Annotated in this window: 18 protein-coding genes; 8 read left to right on the top strand and 10 right to left on the bottom strand. The window is 58.9% G+C overall.

From position 1 onward, the window contains the following. The first annotated feature begins 17 nt into the window (after positions 1-17). From murI to LRK71_RS07940, 6 genes are all read left to right on the top strand, one after another. On the top strand, positions 18-827 hold the full coding sequence (gene murI / locus LRK71_RS07915; protein WP_232402438.1) for a glutamate racemase: 810 nt from the start codon (positions 18-20) through the stop codon (positions 825-827). Between the two features lie 156 nt (positions 828-983). Beyond that, positions 984-2012 (top strand): N-acetyl-gamma-glutamyl-phosphate reductase, encoded by a 1029-nt coding sequence (argC, locus tag LRK71_RS07920; RefSeq protein ID WP_232402440.1) that lies wholly within the window; start codon positions 984-986, stop codon positions 2010-2012. Between the two features lie 21 nt (positions 2013-2033). Then, positions 2034-2477 (top strand): cytochrome c maturation protein CcmE, encoded by a 444-nt coding sequence (gene ccmE / locus LRK71_RS07925; protein WP_232402442.1) that lies wholly within the window; start codon positions 2034-2036, stop codon positions 2475-2477. Positions 2478-2635: 158 nt separating this feature from the next. Next, entirely contained in the window at positions 2636-4606 is a 1971-nt protein-coding gene (locus LRK71_RS07930) for a heme lyase CcmF/NrfE family subunit (RefSeq protein WP_232402444.1), read from the top strand. Beyond that, the gene (locus tag LRK71_RS07935) at positions 4603-5097 is read left to right on the top strand and encodes a cytochrome c-type biogenesis protein (protein WP_408635985.1); all 495 of its coding nucleotides are present in this window, start codon (positions 4603-4605) and stop codon (positions 5095-5097) included. Before LRK71_RS07930 ends, LRK71_RS07935 begins: the two co-directional genes overlap by 4 nt. A gap of 113 nt (positions 5098-5210) precedes the next feature. After that, entirely contained in the window at positions 5211-5987 is a 777-nt protein-coding gene (locus LRK71_RS07940) for an enoyl-CoA hydratase-related protein (RefSeq protein ID WP_232402446.1), read from the top strand. A 279-nt stretch (positions 5988-6266) separates the two neighbouring features. Here LRK71_RS07940 and LRK71_RS07945 read toward each other — a convergent pair whose 3' ends face one another. The 3 genes from LRK71_RS07945 to gltX form a co-directional block, all read right to left on the bottom strand. After that, entirely contained in the window at positions 6267-7223 is a 957-nt protein-coding gene (locus LRK71_RS07945; protein WP_232402448.1) for a calcium-binding protein, read from the bottom strand. A gap of 288 nt (positions 7224-7511) precedes the next feature. Beyond that, positions 7512-8807 carry a citrate synthase gene (locus tag LRK71_RS07950; protein ID WP_232402449.1) on the bottom strand — a complete coding sequence of 432 codons (1296 nt, stop codon included), beginning with the start codon at positions 8805-8807 and terminating at the stop codon, positions 7512-7514. A gap of 118 nt (positions 8808-8925) precedes the next feature. Continuing rightward, a complete protein-coding gene (gene gltX, locus LRK71_RS07955) occupies positions 8926-10338 on the bottom strand; it encodes a glutamate--tRNA ligase (protein WP_232402451.1) in 1413 nt (470 codons plus the stop codon). A 77-nt stretch (positions 10339-10415) separates the two neighbouring features. Here gltX and LRK71_RS07960 point away from each other — a divergent pair, with 77 nt between their 5' ends. Beyond that, positions 10416-12470, top strand: a complete 2055-nt coding sequence (locus LRK71_RS07960) for a ComEC/Rec2 family competence protein (RefSeq protein ID WP_232402454.1) — start codon at positions 10416-10418, stop codon at positions 12468-12470. 45 nt (positions 12471-12515) lie between these two features. Here LRK71_RS07960 and lexA read toward each other — a convergent pair whose 3' ends face one another. The 7 genes from lexA to LRK71_RS07995 form a co-directional block, all read right to left on the bottom strand. Further along, positions 12516-13223, bottom strand: coding sequence for a transcriptional repressor LexA (gene lexA, locus LRK71_RS07965; RefSeq protein WP_232402456.1), 708 nt, complete (start codon positions 13221-13223; stop codon positions 12516-12518). A gap of 230 nt (positions 13224-13453) precedes the next feature. Beyond that, positions 13454-14626, bottom strand: coding sequence for a molybdopterin molybdotransferase MoeA (locus LRK71_RS07970; RefSeq protein WP_232402458.1), 1173 nt, complete (start codon positions 14624-14626; stop codon positions 13454-13456). Further along, positions 14627-15097 (bottom strand): cyclic pyranopterin monophosphate synthase MoaC, encoded by a 471-nt coding sequence (gene moaC, locus LRK71_RS07975; RefSeq protein WP_232402460.1) that lies wholly within the window; start codon positions 15095-15097, stop codon positions 14627-14629. A gap of 2 nt (positions 15098-15099) precedes the next feature. Further along, the gene (gene trpC, locus LRK71_RS07980; protein WP_232402461.1) at positions 15100-15912 is read right to left on the bottom strand and encodes an indole-3-glycerol phosphate synthase TrpC; all 813 of its coding nucleotides are present in this window, start codon (positions 15910-15912) and stop codon (positions 15100-15102) included. Between the two features lie 85 nt (positions 15913-15997). Then, the gene (locus tag LRK71_RS07985; protein WP_232402462.1) at positions 15998-16708 is read right to left on the bottom strand and encodes a uracil-DNA glycosylase; all 711 of its coding nucleotides are present in this window, start codon (positions 16706-16708) and stop codon (positions 15998-16000) included. Next, a complete protein-coding gene (gene trpD, locus LRK71_RS07990) occupies positions 16705-17730 on the bottom strand; it encodes an anthranilate phosphoribosyltransferase (protein ID WP_232402463.1) in 1026 nt (341 codons plus the stop codon). The genes LRK71_RS07985 and trpD overlap by 4 nt, the downstream gene beginning before the upstream one ends. Then, complete coding sequence (locus LRK71_RS07995; RefSeq protein WP_232402464.1) at positions 17727-18311, bottom strand: anthranilate synthase component II; 585 nt, start codon at positions 18309-18311, stop codon at positions 17727-17729. The genes trpD and LRK71_RS07995 overlap by 4 nt, the downstream gene beginning before the upstream one ends. Before the next feature lie 294 nt (positions 18312-18605). Here LRK71_RS07995 and LRK71_RS08000 point away from each other — a divergent pair, with 294 nt between their 5' ends. Next, positions 18606-20252: a divergent polysaccharide deacetylase family protein gene (locus LRK71_RS08000; protein ID WP_232402465.1), complete on the top strand. Its 1647-nt coding sequence runs from the start codon at positions 18606-18608 to the stop codon at positions 20250-20252. Positions 20253-20341: the final 89 nt, after the last annotated feature.

Raw genomic sequence — 20341 nt, forward strand, 5'->3', positions numbered from 1 at the left:
GGCCTGAAAGTGAGACCATGGCTGTTGGTATCTTTGATTCCGGCCTCGGCGGGCTGACCGTCCTGAAAGCCGCCCAATCCCGTCTGCCGGACGTGGATTTTCTGTATTACGCAGACAGTGCGCGGGCACCCTATGGTGTGCGCGACGCGGAAGACATCTATCAGCTGACCAAATCCGCAGTACAGGATATGTGGTCCAAGGGCTGCGATCTGGTCATTCTGGCCTGCAACACCGCCTCGGCGGCGGCGCTGCGGCGGATGCAGGAAGAGGGCCTGCCCGCCGGCAAGCGGGTGCTTGGCGTCTTTGTCCCCTTGATCGAGGCGATGACCGAACGGCAGTGGGGTGACAATAGCCCGCCGCGTGAAGTTGCCGTAAAACATGTCGCGCTTTTTGCAACGCCTGCAACGGTTTCCAGCCGCGCCTTCCAGCGTGAACTGGCCTTTCGCGCCATTGGCGTCGACGTCGAGGCCCAGGCCTGCGGTGGCATTGTTGATGCCATTGAAGATGGCGATATGATCCTGGCCGAAGCCCTGGTGCGCAGCCATGTCGAGGCCTTGAAGCGCAAGATGCCCGAACCGCAGGCGGCCATTTTGGGATGCACCCATTACCCCCTGCTGGAATCATGTTTCCAAGATGCCTTGGGCGCCGGGGTAAAGGTCTTTAGTCAAGGCGATCTGGTGGCCGAAAGTCTGGCAGACTATCTGCAGCGTCACCCGCATATGCAGGGGTCGGGCGCGGGCGGTTATTACACCACCGGTAATCCTGGTCGTGTCAGTGACCGCGCAACGCAGTTTTTGCGACGAAAGATCTCTTTTCAAGCTGCCTGATACTTCGGGCTGTCTGTTTGGGGATACAATCGCAGGTCAGCTTGGCCTAGTCTCGCGAGAGTATGATCCAGAACAACGACAGATCACGTTATTTCCTTTTGTCTCGCCGCTATTCGGCTGGGACTGACCCACCAACATATCAAGACGAGGTCCGACATGACCCATAAAGTGGCAATTCTTGGCGCCAGCGGCTACACGGGCGCAGAGCTGGTCCGGCTGATTGAAAATCACCCCAATATCGAAATCGCGGCCCTTTCTGCCGAACGTAAGGCCGGGCTGACCATGGCAGAGGTCTTTCCGCATCTGCGTCACATTGACCTGCCAGTGCTGTGTAAAATCAGCGAAATTGACTTTACCGAGATTGATCTGTGTTTCTGTGCCCTGCCGCATAAGACCAGCCAGGAAGTGATCGCCGCCCTGCCAGACACGCTGAAGATCGTTGATCTGTCAGCGGATTTCCGGCTGCGGGATCCTGCTGAATATGAAAAGTGGTATGGCAACCCGCACAGCGCCCTCGCGCAGCAAAAAGAGGCGGTCTATGGTCTCAGTGAATTTTACCGCGAAGAGATCAAAACCGCACGTCTGGTTGCTGGTACCGGCTGCAACGCGGCCACTGGCCAGTTTGCGCTGCGGCCACTGATCACGGCGGGGTTGATCGATCTGGACGATATCATTCTGGATCTGAAATGCGCCGTCTCTGGGGCCGGGCGGGCGCTCAAGGAAAATCTGCTGCATGCCGAGCTGAGCGAGGGCTATAACGCCTATGCCATTGGCGGCACCCATCGGCATCTGGGAGAGTTTGATCAGGAATTTTCGGCCCTTGCCGGACGCCCCGTCAAGGTGCAGTTCACCCCGCACCTGGTGCCGGTCAATCGCGGCATTCTGGCGACCACCTATGTGAAAGGCGACGCGCGGGCGATCCATAAGGCCCTAGCGGCGGCCTACGGGGATGAACCCTTTATCGAGGTGCTGCCCTATGGCGAAGCCCCCAGCACGCATCACGTGCGGGGGTCCAACTTTTGCCATATCGGGGTCGCTGCGGATCGCCTAGAGGGGCGCGCAATTGTCTTTGCCGCGCTGGATAACCTGACAAAAGGTAGCAGCGGCCAGGCCTTGCAGAATGCCAATCTGATGTTAGGTGAAGAGGAAACAGCCGGGCTGATGATGGCGCCGCTCTTCCCCTGATCGCAAGCGAAAGTTGTGCAGATGAAAAACCTAAAAAAACAACGTCGTATTCAGGTGATCGCCCTGGCAGTGGTTGCCTTGGTGGTTGCCACCGTTGCGATTGGGACTGCACTGAAAGACGGCATCAACTATTTCCGCTCTCCCAGCCAGGTGGTGGAAGCGCCGCCCCCGGCGAGCGAGGTTTTTCGCATTGGTGGCTTGGTTGAGGACGGCAGCCTGATACGCGGTCAGGGCGAAGTGGTGCGCTTTTCCGTGACCGATGGCGGTGCCACGGTTCCGGTGACCTTTACCGGGGTTCTGCCGGATCTGTTTGCAGAAAACCAGGGCATGGTCGGCACCGGAAGCCTGGTAAACGGTGTCTTCGAAGCCTCTGAAATACTTGCGAAACACGACGAAACCTACATGCCGAAAGAAGTGGTGGATGCGCTAAAGGAACAGGGCGTCTACCAAGAGCCAGAAAGCTGATCTGCGCAGAGAGATGAGCGCGCATCCCCCCGCCACTGTGCCACCGGTGCAGGGGCGGGGATTCTGGTACAAGACATGACCCAATTGCGATTGCCTGCGGCGGCGGGACGCGGGGTTTTCCATTTGCCTCCTGCTGGCTTAGGACTATAGACAAAGACATGATTACAGAGCTCGGACATTTCGCCCTTATCCTCGCCTTCATGATTGCCATCGTGCAGATGGTGGTGCCGCTGATAGGTGCCCAGAAACGCTGGCCGGGCTGGATGGCCGTGGCCGAACCGGCCGCACAGGCGCAGTTCTTTTTCACCGCCTTTGCCTTTGGCGCGCTGGTCTGGGCCTTTGTCACCTCTGATTTTTCGCTGCGGCTGGTGACCTTGAACAGCCATTCGGCCAAGCCGATGCTGTATAAAATTTCCGGAACCTGGGGGAACCACGAAGGCTCCATGCTGCTCTGGGTGTTGATCGTTGCCCTGTTTGGTGCCTTGGCCTCGGTCTTTGGCAATGGGCTGCCGCAGACCCTGAAGGCGCGGGTTCTGGCGGTTCAGGCCTCGATCGGGGTGGCGTTCTTTGCCTTTATTCTGTTCACATCCAACCCCTTCTTGCGCCTGTCGGTGGCGCCCTTTGATGGCCAGGATCTGAACCCGCTGTTGCAGGACCCCGGTCTCGCCTTTCATCCGCCCTTTCTTTACCTAGGTTATGTCGGGCTTTCGATGGCCTTTTCCTTTGCCGTAGCCGCCCTGATCGAAGGCCGGGTGGATGCGGCCTGGGCGCGCTGGGTGCGCCCATGGACCCTGGCAGCCTGGATTTTTTTGACCATCGGCATCGCACTTGGCAGCTGGTGGGCCTATTATGAATTGGGCTGGGGCGGTTTCTGGTTCTGGGATCCGGTTGAAAACGCCTCTTTCATGCCCTGGCTGCTGGCGGCGGCGTTGTTGCACTCTGCCATCGTGGTGGAAAAGCGCGAAGCCCTGAAGAGCTGGACGATCCTTCTGGCCATCCTTGCCTTTGGCTTTTCGCTGATTGGCACCTTTATCGTGCGCTCCGGCCTTTTGACCTCGGTACATGCCTTTGCCAATGATTCCGAGCGCGGGATTTTCATTCTGATCATCCTTGCCTTCTTTACCGGCGGGGCACTGACCCTGTTTGCAGCCCGGGCCCAGTCGATGCAGGCGCGTGGCGTCTTTGGGCTGGTCAGCCGCGAAGGGGCGCTGGTGACCAATAACATCTTGCTGGCTGTGGGGTGCTTTGTGGTTTTCTTTGGTACCCTTTGGCCGATCGTGGCCGAGATGGCCTTTGACCGGAAGCTGTCGGTTGGTCCGCCCTTCTTCAACGCTGCTTTTACCCCCTTCATGGTGCTTTTGGGGGCGGCCTTGCCGATTGGGGCGATGATGCCGTGGAAACGCGGCAAGCTGCGTCGCACCCTGTATAAGCTGCGCTATGCCTTTGGGCTGGCGCTGGCGCTGGCGGTGCTGGCCTGGGCGATGCAGACCGGGCGCTCGGGGCTTGGGCCGATCGGGCTGTTTGTCGGGGCCTGGGTGGTCTTTGGTGCTGCGGTGGATCTGTGGGGCCGCACGGGCAGCCTGGGGCGCTTGTCGCGCCTGCCACGGGCTGACTGGGGCAAGGCCACAGCCCATGCGGGGCTTGGCGTCACCATCTTTGCCATCGCCGGGCTGACCGCCTGGGAACAGGAAGACATTCGCGTGGCGCAGATTGGCCAGCCCTTTACGGTTGGGGCCTATAGCTTGACGCTCGACTCGGTCGAGCGGGCGCGTGGCCCGAACTACTTTACTACCATGGGCACGGTTTCGGTGCGCAGTTCTGGCAAGGATGTTGCGGTGCTCTATCCTGAAAAACGTGACTATCCCGTTGCCAAGATGCCCACGACCGAGGCTGCCATCGATTACCGCCTGCTGCGTGATCTTTACGTGGTGATCGGCGATCAGCAGGACAATGGCGGCTGGACCGTACGGACCTATATCAAACCCCTGGCCAACTGGATCTGGGGCGGCTGTCTGCTGATGGCGCTTGGCGGCTTGCTCAGCCTGAGCGATCGACGGTTCCGCGTGGCCGCGGGCGCTGGCAGAGGGCAGGCGGGAACCGTCAAATCAACAGGGGTGGCAGCGGAATGACCGGTTTAAAACCCTATTTCTCCGCCCTGACGCTGACTATGGTGCTGGCCGCGTGTATCGCCTTGCTGCCGACATTCTCGGCTGCGGTGCAACCGGATGAGGTGCTGAGCGATCCTGTGCTGGAAGAGCGCGCCCGTGATCTCTCGCAGGATCTGCGCTGCCTGGTCTGCCGCAATGAAAATATTGATGAATCCAACGCTGAGCTGGCCCGCGATCTGCGCATTTTGGTGCGTGAGCGCTTGGTGGCAGGTGACAGCAACACAGAGGTGATCAATTTTGTGGTGGATCGCTACGGCGAATATGTCCTGCTGCGGCCCACCACCACCGGGGCCAACTGGCTGCTTTGGGCGGCGGGGCCTTTGATGCTGCTACTGGCTTTGGCGATGGCGGGGGGCTACATGCGCGCCCGTGGCCGGGATGCCGGGGCAGAGGGTGAGACTGGCCTGAATGACGAAGAGCAGGCCCGCCTAGATAAAATTCTAGAGCAATAAAACTGGTTCTTGTGACGCCATGTCCGGGCTTGCGGTTCCTGCGCATTGCGGCAGGGTTATGGCCAGAATGGCCAGCTGGGACCTGAGACCAACTGCATAAAAATGAGGCTGTGATGGACTACAAGGAAATTCTCTACCGGCTTGGCGATGGTCTGGCAATTGTCACGCTGAACCGTCCGACTAAGATGAACGCCCTGACCGGCCAGATGCGGGCCGAAATTACCCATGCGATGAAGCGCGCCGCCGAGGAGGCCCGCGCCATCGTTCTGACCGGGGCTGGCACCGCCTTTTGCTCGGGTCAGGATCTGAGCGATGCCTCTGGCAATAGCGATCTGGATCTGGAGCGCACCCTGCGCGACGAATATACCCCGATGTTGGAAGCGATCTACGATTGCCCGGTGCCCACCCTGTCGGTGATCAACGGTCCGGTGGCCGGCGCCGGGGCCAATCTGGCACTGGCAGCGGATGTGGTCATCGCCACAGAGAGCGCTTATTTCTTGCAGGCTTTTGCGCGGATCGGCCTGATGCCCGATGCAGGGGGCACCTGGTTCCTGCCACGCCAGATGGGTCTGGCCAAGGCCATGGGCGCGGCACTGTTTGCCGATAAGATCTCTGCCAAACAGGCCAGCGATTGGGGCATGATCTGGGAAGCCATCCCAGACAAGGATTTTGACGCCCATTGGCGCGCCCGCGCAGCCTATCTGGCCAATGGCCCTACCAAGGCCTTTGGCGCCATCAAAACGGCGATCCGGGACAGCTATGGTAATTCTCTGTCTGAACAGCTGTCGGAAGAGGCACATCTGCAGGGCGAATGCGGCAAGACGCGCGATTTCAACGAAGGTGTTACAGCCTTTCTGGAAAAACGCCCGGCTAAGTTTGAAGGGCGCTAGAACAGATTGCGCAAGACCGGCGACCGGTCTAGCGCATCTCGAACTTGCGAAATCAAATAGGCAGGCGAGTCGCGTGAAGGCACATGAAGGCGGCAAGCTCTAGGGGGGCACTGCAATCCGGGGCGCGACCAAGGGACGAGAAATGCGACAAGAAACCCGCGGGGGGATCCTGCCGGTTTTTTCATGGCCCGCTGTAAACAGAAAAGCCCGCACCGGACTGGCAGGTCCGGCACGGGCAAATCCGAAGTCTTGGCGCCTTCAGGGCAAACCCAACGCGGGTTACGCGCTGCGGATGCCGTTTACCAGCAGCAGATGTTCGGCCAGATCAAACGAGTCATCCTGGTCTTCAACCCGTATCACCACGGCACCATTGGCCGAGATCACTGCATCCGAGGTTCCGTCGTCATTTTCTACCAGCTCCATCGACAGGTCTGGCTCGCCGTCAGCGGGATCATAGGCGTAGATCAATCGATCTTCATCCGGGGTGAAGTCGGTGACCGTTGCGGCGTCACCGCCTTCCAGCCAAGAGGCCGTCAGCAGGGTATCAGCGCCGCTACCACCGGTGACCGTATCGTTCACACCAAAGATGACTGTGTCATCCCCAGAACCGCCAAAGACGTGATCGCCTTCGGTGTCGCTATCGGCGGAAAAGTCGATTTGCAGCTGGTCGAGCAGGTTGGCAATGCCGTTGTCAGGCTCTGGATTGGCCAGAAACTCTGCCTCGGCAGTGGCGTCCATGGTGCCGCTGGCGACAATCACGTCATTGCCGCCATCGCCCAGCAATGTGTCAGTGCCGGTGGCATCAATCAGCACGTCATCGTCACGACCACCGCGACTTTGGTCGTCGCCTTCGCTGCCCATGACCAGATCGTCGCCATGGCCGCCAAAGACGCTGTCATCGCCTGCGCCGCCCTGGACGGTGTCATTGCCGCCATCGCCAAAGACCCGGTCATCGCCGTCGCCACCGTCAAGATCATCGGTGCCGTTTTTGCCAAGAATGGTATTGTCAGCCTCGTCTCCGAGAATTTCGTCGTCACCGCTGGCACCGGTGAAAGGGTCAATGCTATCGCCGCCGCCAGTGTCAGTTCCGCCAGTGTCACCGCCGCCAGTATCTCCACCGCCACTGGTGTCCGAACCGTCGTCAGTATCGCTTGATGTGTTATCGTCATCATCATCGTCGATAATGAAGGCAACGCCTGCAACGAGACCAATCCCCAAAAGAGCCATCCACAACATAAAAATTCCCCCGGAAAAGTATAAATATTTCGCCAAAATTACTGCAATCTTTGCGGGAATAATAGAAAAATCGATGTAAATTTGAATTGAAACAAGCTGTTAGTTTGCACAATCATCACATTTGGCACCAATTGTCTTTTTATTAGGGTTAATCACCAGCGAGCCGGAAAGGGCGACCTGGCACTTGGGCTGCAACAGCGGGGCGAAGGTAAAGAACGGCCCCTATGAAACAAGAAAGCCCCGCCGAGAAGGCGAGGCTTTGCATCTGTTTTTCTGTCGTGCGGCAGATTAGCGGTTTTCGATATCCACATAATCGCGCGCGGTCTGCCCCAGATAAAGCTGGCGTGGGCGGCCAATTTTGTTCTGTGGATCTGCGATCATTTCTTTCCATTGCGAGATCCAGCCAACGGTGCGCGACAGCGCAAAGATCGGCGTGAACATCGAGGTGGGGAAACCCATCGCTTCGAGAATGATGCCGGAATAGAAGTCCACATTCGGGAACAGCTTCTTCTCTTTGAAATAGGGATCATTCAGCGCGGTCTGTTCCAGCTCTTTGGCGACCTGCAGCAGTGGGTTGTCTTCGACGCCTAGCAGCTCAAGCACCTCATCAGCGGATTGCTTCAGCACCGTGGCGCGCGGGTCGGTGTTTTTGTAAACACGGTGACCAAAGCCCATCAGACGGAAGGGATCATCCTTGTCCTTGGCGCGGGCGATGAATTCAGGAATACGGTCAACGGTACCAATTTCTTTGAGCATCTCCAGGCAGGCCTGGTTGGCGCCACCATGGGCAGGCCCCCAAAGGCAGGCGATGCCCGCAGCGATACAGGCAAATGGGTTTGCACCGGAAGAAGACGCCAGGCGCACGGTCGAGGTCGAGGCGTTTTGTTCGTGATCTGCGTGCAGGGTAAAGATCCGGTCCATTGCGCGGCTCAGGATCGGGTTCACGTTGTAGTCTTCGGCGGGCACCGAGAAGCACATGTGCAGGAAGTTGGCTGCATAATCCAGGTCGTTGCGTGGGTACACAAAAGGCTGACCGATGGAGTATTTATAGGCCATGGCTGCAATTGTCGGCAGTTTGGCAATCAGACGGATCGAGGCAACTTCGCGCTGCCAGGGATCGGCGATATCGGTGGAATCGTGATAGAAGGCAGACATCGCCCCCACAACGCCAACCAGGGTCGCCATTGGATGCGCATCGCGGCGGAACCCACGGAAGAAATTGTGCATCTGTTCATGCACCATGGTGTGACGGGTCACACGCGCTTCAAAATCTTCCAGCTGGGTCGCGGTTGGTAGTTCACCATAAAGCAGCAGATAGCTGACTTCCAGGTAATGCGATTTGGAGGCCAGCTGGTCGATGGGGTAGCCACGGTGCAGCAATTCGCCCTTGCCACCGTCAATGAAGGTGATGGTGCTGTCGCAGCTGGCGGTCGAGGTGAAACCCGGATCATATGTAAAAACGCCGGCCTCGGCGTAGAGTTTACGAATGTCCAGAACATCAGGCCCAGCGGTCGGCGAGAAAATGGGAAGCTCATAGTCTTGGCCATTCAGGCTGAGCTTTGCGGTCTTCTGTGTCTCGGTCATAGATGTTCCTTCCTGTATCAGGCACAAAAACCCGGAATTATGTTCCGGGCTGGGTGCAGGCAGTACCTGCGCGCGTAGCGCGCAGGTGAGGTGGTAGCGGAACAGGCTTTCTGACCAGTTAAGGACAGGGGTTGCCTGTGGCGTCATTGAGTCGGGCCAAGGTTTCTTCGCGGCCCAGGATCAGCATCATATCAAACACCGACGGTGTTACGGCACGGCCGGCCAGCACGGCCCGCAGGGGGGCGGCCAGCTTGCCGAACTTGGTATCGTGGGCTTCTGCAAACTGATTGAGAAGCGCCTCAAGATCGTTACGCGTCCAGCTAGCACTTTGCAGCTGCGGCGTCAATTGAGACAGTATACCGTCGGATACAGACGCCAGCGCCTTGGCTGCTTTTGCATCGGGTTCAATGGGGCGTGAAACCAGAACAAAATGTGCTTTTTCAAGCAGGTCCGGGAAGGTACGCGCCCGATCTTTCAGACAATACATCGCCCGTTCAAGATTTGCTGACTTTACGTCATCTAGCGGTGTTTCACCAGCCGCCTGCAGGTAGGATTGTATTTCCTGCCGCAATGCAGCGTCATCGCTAACAGCGATATGCTGGCCAGACAGGTTTTCCAGCTTTTTGATGTCAAAACGTGCCGGGCTTTTGCCGATCGCTTCCAAGCCAAACCAGGCTTTCGCCTGCTCGTCGCTAAAGAATTCGTCGTCGCCGTGGCTCCAGCCCAGGCGGGCCAGATAATTGCGCATGCCAGCCGCGCTGTAGCCCATGGCCTGATATTCCTGCGCGCCAAGCGCCCCATGCCGTTTGGACAGTTTTTTCCCATCGGGCCCATGAATAAGCGGAATATGCGCCCAGATCGGGACCTCCCAGCCCATGGCATCATAGATCATCATCTGGCGCGCCGCATTGTTCAGGTGGTCATCGCCGCGAATAACATGGGTGACACCCATATCGTGGTCATCGACCACAACCGCCAGCATGTAGACCGGCGAGCCGTCCGAGCGCAGCAGAATCATATCATCGAGCTGGTCGTTTTGAATGGTCACATCACCCTGCACCTGGTCATGAATCACTGTGGCACCCGTGGTTGGCGCCTTGATGCGGATCACAAAGGGTGCATCCGGATGGCTGGCGATATCTGCGTCGCGCCAAGGAGAGCGGTAAAGCGTTGATTTGCCTTCGGCCTTTGCCGCCTCGCGGAAGGCTGCGATCTCTTCCTGACTGGCAAAACACTTGTAGGCCTTGCCCGCAGCCAAGAGCTGCTGGGCGACCTCGGCGTGGCGACTGGCGCCTGCAAATTGGCTGACAATCTCACCGTCATGGTCCAGCCCCAACCAGGCCATGCCCTGCAAAATGGCTGCGGTAGCCTCTGGGGTGGAGCGGGCGCGATCAGTATCTTCGATGCGCAGCAGAAATTTGCCACCCCGTCCGCGCGCAAAAAGCCAGTTAAACAAGGCGGTGCGCGCACCACCAATGTGCAAATAGCCTGTAGGAGAGGGGGCGAATCGGGTGACGACCGGTTTGGACATGAGGTGATCTACCTTTGGAAACCAAATATGAGCGAGATTTTCCGCCTGTGTACCGGGCCGCGTGGCTTGGAGCAACCATGCGGCTCTTGCGGAGTGCCGATGATGCACTACAGGCGCAGCGTGGTCATCTGTTGGCCTGGGGGCCTGTCTGCATCGGGCTGGGCATTGGTACCTTCTTTTGCCTGAAACGTGACCCCGATGCGCTGATCTTTGGCAGTCTCTTTCTGACTATGATCATCGCGCTGATTTTTATCCGCAAAAGTGATATGCGCGGGATGCTGGCCATGGCCGTATTCCTGGCCGGGCTGGGGTTTTGTATCACTGCCGCGCGCAGCTATCAGGTTTCTGCCCCAATCCTGAGCTTTCGCTATTTTGGCCCGATCGAGGGGCGAGTGATTGGCCTAGACCGTTCCGGCAGTGGGGCGCTTCGGATGACGCTGGATCAGTTGCGCCTAGTGCGAGTTGCGCGGGCCAAAACACCAGAGCGGGTGCGTCTGTCCCTTGCGCCGACGCAAAAAACGCCGCTGATCGGCGCGCGGGTTGCCACTACAGGGCATTTGATGCCGCCGCAGGGCCCAAGCGAGCCAGGCGGGTTTGACTACCGTCGCCATGCCTGGTTTTTGCAACTCGGGGCCAATGGTTACACCCGCAATCCCGTTCTGACCGTGATGCCACCGCAGTCCGGCCTGGCGCTGCAACGGTTCCGTCAAAACCTGTCGGAGCTGGTACAACACCGTTTGGATTCAGCGGTCGGTGGTTTTGCCGCAGCGATCATTGCCGGGGACCGCAGCGGTGTGACGCAGCAGGTCACCGCGGCGCTGCGTGCAAGTAACCTCGCGCATCTCTTGGCGATTTCCGGGCTACACATGGGCCTGTTGTCCGGGTTCGTCTTTTCCTTTCTCAGGTTTGGACTTTGCCTTTGCCCGCCCTTTGCTCTGCGTTGGAATGTAAAGAAAATTTCCGCCAGTGCAGCGCTGGTTACGGCAATGGTCTATCTTGGTATCTCCGGCGGAAATGTTTCGACGGAACGGGCCTTTATCATGGTTTCAGTCCTGCTCTGTGCTGTCTTGCTGGACCGGCGGGCTCTGTCCTTGAGGGCGGTTGCGGTTGCGGCGATTCTGGTGCTCTTGCGCCGACCTGAAACCCTGCTGAGCCCGGGTTTCCAGATGAGCTTTGCTGCTACGACGGCATTGGTGGCGGTCTTTGGGTGGATCCGGATGCAACCTTGGCAGCTGGGGCCGACCTGGCTACGCCCGGTCTTCACAGTTGTAATTTCCTCTGCGGTCGCAGGCCTTGCAACCGCGCCCTTTGGGGCGGCGCATTTCAATGCTTTGTCCCACTACGGATTGGTGGCGAATGTCCTGGCGGTGCCGGTCATGGGGGCTGTGGTTGTTCCGTCGGCGGTGCTGTCCCTCTGTCTTGCACCGTTTGGCTTGGAAGAGGGCGGGTTTTGGCTGTTAGAGTGGGGGCTGCGTTGGATACTATGGGTGGCGACCTGGGTGTCGGGCTTTCCCAATGCCCAAAGCGGCGTACCATCGCCCAATAGCTGGGTCTTGCCAGTCTTTACCCTCGGGGCGCTGATTCCGCTGCTTTGGCAGGGGGGGCGGCTGCGCTGGTGTGGAATTCCCGTTATTCTGCTCTCCCTAGGGGGATGGGCAGGCAGCAGCAGACCGGTTGTTTTGATCTCATCTGATGGCGGCCTGGTCGGGGTCTTGACCCCTGCCGGACGGGCGGTGTCGCGCGAGGCGGCGAAATCCTATGTTGCCAGGTCATGGTTGGCTGCAGACGGAGACCTGAGTGAGCAAGCACAGGCAGCGGCGCGCTGGAGTACGTCTTCTATGTCCATCGCCTCGGAGCCAGAGCTAGGACAGCCACAGGCGAGTGGCCCAGGCAGGGTAAAAATCCTGGGCTTCTGGCTGACCCATGTCATTGGCAAAAGGCAGGCTGGCGCTCAAAAACAGTGTTCCGCAGCAGATCTTGTGGTGACCAATGTCGCCTTGGACATGCTGGGACCCTGTCGAATTCTGACCCCGGCACTGTTGCAGCGAAGCGGGAGCATCAAAATCGGTTCTGATGGTATCCTTGTTTCAGCCGGTGATGTTGCGGGAAATCGCCCATGGTCCCGCCCTTGATAAAGGTGCAGGCCTCACCATGGCCATTCATGATCGGTAAAACCACTAGTAGCTGCGGATCAAGCCAACCAAACGCCCCTGAACCTTGATCTGATCTTCAGAATAGCTGCGCGCTTCATACGCTGGGTTTTCAGCCTCCAGCACGATCAGGCCATTCCTGCGGAACAGTCTCTTTAGGGTGGCTTCTTCATCGGCCACCAAGGCAACAACGATGTCGCCATCATCAGCCGTATTTGTTTCTCGGATCACAACGATGTCGCCATCATTGATACCTGCATTGATCATGGAGTCGCCGCGAACCTCCAATGCGTAGTGCTTACCATTTGAAGATAACATGGTTTGTGGAATTGCGATTTGATGGGTGATTTGATTGATGGCTTCGATTGGAACACCCGCCGCGATACGGCCCATGACCGGAATCTCCTGCGCGGCCAAGACCGGCTGCGCAGGAGATTGGCGCGTCTCCCGAAGCGGTGCCTGTGACGGAGTGGCTATGCTGCTCTTCGGTGGCGCAGAGGGCATGGCAGGAGAGCTCATATTTTCAGGCAGGCGCAGGATTTCAATTGCCCGGGCTCGGTGGGCAAGGCGACGAATAAAGCCACGTTCCTCAAGGGCTGTGATAAGCCGATGTATCCCCGATTTGGAGCGAAGATCCAACGCAACTTTCATTTCATCAAAACTAGGGGGAACACCGTCCTTTTGCAGGCGACGATGAATGAAGTTCAATAGATCCAACTGCTTCTTTGTCAGCATGACTGCCCCTTTCAACCCGTAATTGACATTTGTTCTACTCATGTTCCCGTTTTGTGTCAATACTTCCAGCGTGCCTTGAGGTTTTTATGAAAGTTTTTCTCTGCCTGTTCATGTTTTGTGCTAATGATGAGTAAGAACATTTGTTGTGTCACAGTGAAAAGGTGAGGCCAAATTCAAAAACAAGTTGCTGCTTAGATTGTTCTGGCTTCAGTGTCGGACTGTTTTTGAATTCAGAGCGGTAGGTATTGCACCGTGTCTCCCGCGTCATGGGCGGGTTCATGCGGTGGTAGGATGAGAAGCGCATTTGCTGCCGATAGGACCGTGAGCAGCGCGCTGTCCTGGTTGTCTGACACGGTGATTTCGCCGTTAGAAACGGTGGCACGCATATAGTGTTGGCGCGGGCCGTTCCCCTTGGTGGGATGTGAGAGCCGGGCCATCGAAACCTGGCCGACCTGGGCCGGTAGCCCGGACATTTGGCGGATCATGGGTTGTAGAAAGACATGGCCGCAAACCATTGCGGATACGGGATTTCCAGGCAAGCCAACCATGGGAGTCCCCTGCAGGCGTCCGGCCATAAGCGGTTTGCCCGGGCGCATCGCAACCTTGTAAAATGCGCGCTCCATTCCAAGGTTGGTGGCAACCTTTGCGACCAGGTCGTGGTCGCCAACTGAAGCACCGCCAATTGTGACAATCAGGTCCGCGCCTGCGGTCAGTGAGAAAGCGGTGCGCAGGGAGGAGATATTGTCTTTTGCGATCGGAAGGATACGCGCGTCGGCACCAAAGCTTTCCAACATCGCCTTTAGCCCAAAGGTATTGGAGGCGATGATCTGATCTGGCCCCGGGGTTTCCCCTGGCATGACCAATTCGTCGCCCGTAGAAATCAGGGCAATGACGGGGCGACGACGAACCGGAATGTTGGGGATGTTCATGGCCGCCAAGAGAGCCACATCCGCAGGCCGCAAAACCCGCGGGGCCGTAAGGCTCTGACCATTGCAAAAGTCGCCAGCTCTGGGGCGAATATTGTCGGAGGGTCCAGGTTGGTTAAGGATGGTGATTAGATTCTTTTTTCGGCAGACATCCTCTTGAATAACAACAAAATTTGCGCCATCTGGTACCGGTGCGCCAGTGAAAATCCGGACCGCCTGCCCGGGCTTGAGGGGCGCGTCAAATCGATGTCCGGCAGCCGCTTCTCCGATCACCTGGAACATCGCGTGTAATTCTACCTCGTCCGCCTTTACGGCATAGCCATCCATGGCCGAGGCAGAAAAAGGGGGCTGGTCGCGGCGGGCGCGGACGTCTTGCGCCAAGACCCGGTTTGCCGCCTGGCTAAGCGGGACATCTTCGACCTCTAGTGTCGCGCAAAGATCCAATAGGGCTGCGTGGGCCTCGGAAACTGAAATCATCTATGCCTCGTACAGACCTGATTTTCCACCGTCTTTGAGGACAACGCGGATGCTGCCAATTTGCATGGCCTTATCGACGGCCTTTGCCATGTCATAGATCGTCAGGCAGGCGATGGAGACAGCCGTAAGCGCCTCCATCTCTACGCCAGTTTGACCGGTTGTTTTGACCGTGGCGGTGACCTGCACACCGGGCAGGGCGGGATCCAGGGTTAATTCGACCGCAACCTTGGTGATCGGCAGGGGGTGACACAGTGGGATCAGTTCAGGAGTTTTTTTGGCTCCCATAATGCCAGCGAGCCTGGCCACGCTTAGCACATCACCCTTTTTTGCCTTGCCTTGTGAAATGATTTCAAAGGTTTCCGGCGCCATGCTGATCTGGCCCGTTGCTGTCGCAATGCGCGCAGTAACAGCTTTATCAGAGACATCCACCATATGAGCATCTCCCTTCCCGTCGAAATGGGTCAGCGCCATACCTACAGTCCTCCGGGGGTCAGGGGGGTGGCAAGCAGGTTACGGGTGGCCTGGGCCACATCATCCTGCCGCATCAAAGATTCACCAATCAGAAAACTACGGGCACCGTAACGGGCCATATCGGCCAGGTCCTGCGGTGTTGACAGGCCGCTTTCACAGACGATGGCGCGCCCAGCAGGGACCAGCCGCGACAGCTGCCGGGTGGTGTCCAATGTCGTCTCAAAGGTTTTGAGATTGCGGTTATTGATGCCTATCAAGGGCGATTTCAGCAGCGAGGCGCGCTCCAGCTCTGTTTGGTCGTGCACTTCAAGTAGTACATCCATGCCCCAGCCCATGGCGCAGTCTTCCAGCTCTGCTGCCTGGGTGTCGGTGACAGAGGCCAGAATGATCAGGATGCAATCAGCCCCAAGGGCACGGGCCTCGGCGACCTGATAGGTATCATACATGAAATCCTTACGCAGGGCCGGCAGGGCACAGGCCTCGCGGGCTTCCACCAAGAAGGATTTTGCGCCTTGGAAACTGGGCGTATCGGTCAGCACGGACAGGCAGGCGGCACCGCCCTGTTCGTAGGCTTCTGCCAGCGCCGCCGGATCAAAATCTTCCCGGATTAAGCCTTTGGAAGGGCTTGCTTTCTTTATTTCAGCGATGAGACCATAGCCATGGCGTGATGCTGTCGACAGAGCCTTGGCAAAGCCGCGTGGCGCAGAGGCCTCGCGGGCTTCGGCCTCAAGCTCGGACAGGGGTTTGGCGGCCTTGTCGGCAGCTATTTCTTCCAGCTTGTAGGCCTTGATTTTATCCAGCACATTATCAGCCATGTCCCTGCCTTTCGGTCTTAGTGTTCATCATTGTCATGTCGCATTCGGTCTGGTTTGCCATTAGGGCAGCGTTTCGCCGGTTCGACTAGCCTGCCCAATTTATCGGCACGGTACCACAGGCAACAAGCCAGGTGTTTATCGCCGAAAAGGGCCGCGAGCCAAAAAAACCGCGATGCGCGGAGAGTGGCGAGGGGTGGGCGCTTTTCAAGATCAAGTGATCGCCCGGATGGATATGTTTTTCAAGCCTTTGCGCCTGTTTGCCCCACAATACATAGGCGGTTGGCACATTTGAAGTCTTTGCAAGGGCCTGCTGCGCCAGCTTCTCCCAGCCAAGATGCTTGTGGCCGTTGGCCTCACCCGCCGGTACAGAAAGCGCGGTGTTTAGCAACAGAACCCCCTGGCGGGCCCAGCCCTGCAAATCTCCGGTGGAGGGGCATGCGCCAATGTCGCCTTGTAACTCCTTGAATATATTCGAAAGAGAGCGTGGAAGCGGGGTGACGTCAGGCAGGGTCGAAAAGGCCAACCCATTGGCATGGCCGGGGGTTGGATAGGGGTCCTGGCCAAGGATCACCACCCGCGTTTGCGCCGCTTGGGTCAGGGTCAGGGCGGCAAACCGCTGCGGCGGAGGTGGCAGAATCTGGCGCTGTTCAGTGGCGATCTGCGCCCGGATACCTGGCCAGTCGTTATCGAAAAACGCCAGATCGGCCCAATCGCCGATGGCAGACGTATCGTTGAAACTGGCCGCGTCTTCCTGGGTCTTACCGTCGTCAGCTATGCGCGCCGGGGGCAGGGTCATCCGGCGGCTGACGTGGTGATTTCGGCAAGCGCTGCCAGCTTCGATTTTGCCGCACCTGAATCAATGCTGTGCCGCGCCATTTCCACGCCCTCTGTCAGTGATCCGGCTGCATTGGCTACCACCAAGGCAGCAGCAGAGTTCAGCAAGACAGCATCGCGGTAGGCGCCTTGATCCCCGTTGAGCAGGGCGCGGAAGGCGGTTGCGTTATCCTCTGGGCTGCCGCCGACGATTGCCTCAAAGGGATGCACAGGCAGCCCGGCCTCTTCGGGGTGCAGTTCGAAATCGCGGATCAGGCCGTCTTCTTCCAGCGCCGAGACCCAACTGATACCGGTGATGGTCAACTCGTCCGTGCCGTCAGATCCATGCACCAACCAGGCGCGCTCAGATCCGAGCTGACCCAGGGTTTCAGCCATCGGGCGGATCAGCTCTCGGCTAAAGGCACCAGTCAACTGACGGGTGACACCCGCGGGGTTTGTCAATGGTCCCAATATGTTAAATATCGTTCTTGTGCCAAGTTCCTGGCGGGTGGGCATCACATGTGCCACCGCTGGATGGTGCATGGGTGCCATCATAAAGGCAATGCCGCAGCGCGCGAGGGCACGCTCAACCACCGCAGGGGGCACCATGACATTGATGCCCATCTGCGTCTGGACATCCGCGGTGCCCGAGCGCGACGACAGGTTGCGGTTGCCGTGTTTTGCCACCACAACCCCTGCGCCTGCGGTGACAAAGGCGGTGGCGGTTGAAATATTCAGCGTGTGCTTGCCGTCGCCGCCGGTCCCGACGATATCCATCGCGCCTGCAGGGGCAGCGACGGAATTGCATTTGGCCCGCATCACCGAGGCGGCGGCAGTATATTCATCGACTGTTTCGCCACGGGTGCGCAGCGCCATCAAGAGCCCGCCAATCTGGCTGGGTGTCGCTTCGCCTTCAAACAGCAGGGTAAAGGCCTGCTCTGCTTCGCTGCGGCTCAGGGGGCGGTCTGCAACTGCATTCAGCAGTGGCTTCATCGGGTCGCTCATGCGGGCACCTTTTGCATGTCGTCAAGGAAGTTTTTCAGCAGGGCATGGCCGTGTTCGGATGCAATGGATTCGGGGTGGAACTGCACGCCATGGATCGGCAGGGTGCGGTGTTGCAGCCCCATGATGGTTCCGTCTTCCAGCTCGGCAGTGATTTCAAGGCAGTCCGGCAGGCTGTCACGATCCACCACCAGTGAATGATAGCGCGTCGCCGCAAAGGGGCTGGGTAACCCGGCAAACAGCCCGGTGTTGCTGTGCTGTATCTGCCCCATCTTTCCATGTACGATTTCGTGGCAGCGCACCACCTTGCCACCGAAGGCCTGGCCGATGGTCTGATGGCCAAGGCAAACCCCCAACAGCGGTGTGCCGGTCTCTGCCGCTGCCTGTGTCAGCGCCAGGCATATGCCTGCCTGTTCAGGTGCCTTGGGGCCGGGCGAGAGCAGAATGCCCTTGGGTTTGAGCGCCATGGCATCCTGCACGGTCAGCGCGTCATTGCGATGCACCTGCATTTCGCAGCCCAGTTCACCCAAATAGTGCACCAGATTGTAGGTAAAGGAATCGTAGTTGTCGATTAGCAGCAGCATCTTGGCGGGCTCTTTTATGGGTGGCGGGCGGGGGCCGCGCCGCAGTATAGTGGTTGCGGTATACATGTTCAGGCTTGCGCGGCAGCGTCAAGGGCGCGAGGGTCAATTGCTGCGCGGCATGGCGTCTATGGTAGAGAATCCGGCCATGGGGCCGTGCGCCGGCGGGACGGTTTGTCGGGCTTGTCTGTGCTGGGCAGAATGTGGGCCAGTGGAATAATGGCCTCTAGCTTGGCCATAGGATGAAAAACCGCCACGATTTCAGGGTGGAAACAGGTGATGAGAGGCAGGACGGCAATGAAAGGGTTTCTCGGAGGGGTAAGCATTGGCGCAGTGGTTGCAGTTGCGGGGGCTGCGATGTGGTCGCTTTCCGTGCCGTTGCCGCCGCTGGTCGAGGTCGAAACAACAACCCCGAACCAAGCCGCACAGCCCTTGAGCGCGCAGAACGCCGCCCCCAAGCCGCGAGAGCAGCGCGATGCTGATCTGGTTGAGGTCGCGCCAAGCAGCCCGCAGGGGCTTGATGGTGCGGATCGCAGCCCGGTTGCGGTGCTTGATACGGATCCTGGCACCCGGCCTGAGGTGACGATTCCCGATGGTGCATCGGCGGGAAATACGGCGCCTTCTGGGGCGGTTGCAAGCCTGCCGCAAGCCCTAGGCGCGGCCCTGACAGGCCAGGCCAGTGGCAGTGCGCCAGATGCGCCGGGTCAGGACGACCGCCCAGAGGTTTCAACCGAGACCGCAGCCCTGCCGAAGCCAGCCCCGCATGAGCAAATCTCCCCCGCTGCTATCAATACGGCAGAGCCCGAGGCCGAGGGGGCTGCGCCAGCGGCCGTTCAGGTGGCACCGCCGCCGGATGAGGCCGCGCCCCAGGACACCCTACCCAGCGGGCAGAGCGCGCTGTCTGAAAACTCTGCATCGCCCGTTCTGCCTGAGATCACGCTGCCGGAGATGGGCCAGGCCCCCCAGCCGACAGCCCGGCCAAACCTTGGTCAGCCCATAACAGCGCAGAAGACCGTCGAAGCCGTCGAGCAAGAGGCGGCCCAAGATAGGCGAGCCTCTGCAGAAGAGGACGCGCCAGAAACCAGTGCCGACCCGGAGCTGGCCGCCGCCGAGCCTGATACTGGCACGGACACCGGCGCTAGCCCGCGTATCGGCACCCCGGTGGTGCCACTGACAGAGCGCAGCAGCACGCCAATGCTGATTGCAGGCAATGACGCGCAAGAGCAGAAGCAGGCGCAAGCGCAGGGTGCGACCGCAGCGTCACCAACCCCGTTTGAGATCAACGCAGAACCCTATACCGCGCCGGGGGATCGCCCCCTGATGTCGATCATCTTGATCGATGATGCGGCGGCAATTGGCGCCGAGGCCCTGGCAGAGTTCCCCTATCCACTGACCTTTGCGATTTCCCCCGACGATCCACGCGCGGTTGAGAAAATGCAGGCCCGCCGGGCGGCCGGGTTTGAGGTGCTGATCCTCGCCGATCTTCCGCGTGAGGCGGCGCCACAGGATGCCGAAACCGCCTTGCCCGTCTGGATGAAGAAACTGCCGCAGGCCGTTGGGATCCTGGAAGGCGTCGAAACCGGATTTCAGGGTAATCGTCCCTTGGCGGATCAGGTGGTGGCGGTATTGAACAGCGCAGGCTACGGCATGGTGACCCAGAACAGTGGATTGAATACGGTGCAGAAACTGGCGCTGCGTGATGGCATGCCTTCGGGTGTGGTGTTTCGCGATTTTGACGGGGCCGGGCAAACCCCACGCGCCATTCGCCGCTTTCTCGATCAGGCGGCCTTTCGGGCCCGGCAGGAAGGCGCTGTTATCATGTTGGGACGTCTGCGCGCGGACACCATCTCGGCCCTGTTGCTCTGGGGCTTGCAGGATCGCGCCAGTCAGGTGGGGCTTGTACCGGTCTCGGCGGGGCTCAAGGCGAACCTGACGTCGCAATAAGCCACCCCCGGATAACAAGATCAAAAGTACCAGTCGGTTGCGCATATAAAGCATATAAAAAGGGCCTCAGATTATGAGGCCCTTTTGGT

The sequence above is a fragment of the Pseudophaeobacter flagellatus genome (genome assembly GCF_021228235.1).
GTDB classification, from domain to species: Bacteria; Pseudomonadota; Alphaproteobacteria; order Rhodobacterales; family Rhodobacteraceae; genus Pseudophaeobacter; species Pseudophaeobacter flagellatus.

Bases quoted from the DNA above. Each gene is read 5' to 3' on its own strand.
- LRK71_RS07985 (WP_232402462.1), bottom strand. From the start codon at position 16,708: ATGACCCTGCCCCCGGCGCGCATAGCTGACGACGGTAAGACCCAGGAA.
- ccmE (WP_232402442.1), top strand. From the start codon at position 2,034: ATGAAAAACCTAAAAAAACAACGTCGTATTCAGGTGATCGCCCTGGCA.
- lexA (WP_232402456.1), bottom strand. From the start codon at position 13,223: ATGCTGACAAAGAAGCAGTTGGATCTATTGAACTTCATTCATCGTCGC.
- argC (WP_232402440.1), top strand. From the start codon at position 984: ATGACCCATAAAGTGGCAATTCTTGGCGCCAGCGGCTACACGGGCGCA.
- moaC (WP_232402460.1), bottom strand. From the start codon at position 15,097: ATGGCGCTGACCCATTTCGACGGGAAGGGAGATGCTCATATGGTGGAT.
- LRK71_RS07930 (WP_232402444.1), top strand. From the start codon at position 2,636: ATGATTACAGAGCTCGGACATTTCGCCCTTATCCTCGCCTTCATGATT.
- LRK71_RS07995 (WP_232402464.1), bottom strand. From the start codon at position 18,311: ATGCTGCTGCTAATCGACAACTACGATTCCTTTACCTACAATCTGGTG.
- trpC (WP_232402461.1), bottom strand. From the start codon at position 15,912: ATGGCTGATAATGTGCTGGATAAAATCAAGGCCTACAAGCTGGAAGAA.
- LRK71_RS07935 (WP_408635985.1), top strand. From the start codon at position 4,603: ATGACCGGTTTAAAACCCTATTTCTCCGCCCTGACGCTGACTATGGTG.
- murI (WP_232402438.1), top strand. From the start codon at position 18: ATGGCTGTTGGTATCTTTGATTCCGGCCTCGGCGGGCTGACCGTCCTG.
- trpD (WP_232402463.1), bottom strand. From the start codon at position 17,730: ATGAGCGACCCGATGAAGCCACTGCTGAATGCAGTTGCAGACCGCCCC.
- LRK71_RS07945 (WP_232402448.1), bottom strand. From the start codon at position 7,223: ATGTTGTGGATGGCTCTTTTGGGGATTGGTCTCGTTGCAGGCGTTGCC.
- LRK71_RS07970 (WP_232402458.1), bottom strand. From the start codon at position 14,626: ATGATTTCAGTTTCCGAGGCCCACGCAGCCCTATTGGATCTTTGCGCG.
- gltX (WP_232402451.1), bottom strand. From the start codon at position 10,338: ATGTCCAAACCGGTCGTCACCCGATTCGCCCCCTCTCCTACAGGCTAT.
- LRK71_RS07950 (WP_232402449.1), bottom strand. From the start codon at position 8,807: ATGACCGAGACACAGAAGACCGCAAAGCTCAGCCTGAATGGCCAAGAC.
- LRK71_RS08000 (WP_232402465.1), top strand. From the start codon at position 18,606: ATGAAAGGGTTTCTCGGAGGGGTAAGCATTGGCGCAGTGGTTGCAGTT.
- LRK71_RS07940 (WP_232402446.1), top strand. From the start codon at position 5,211: ATGGACTACAAGGAAATTCTCTACCGGCTTGGCGATGGTCTGGCAATT.
- LRK71_RS07960 (WP_232402454.1), top strand. From the start codon at position 10,416: ATGCGGCTCTTGCGGAGTGCCGATGATGCACTACAGGCGCAGCGTGGT.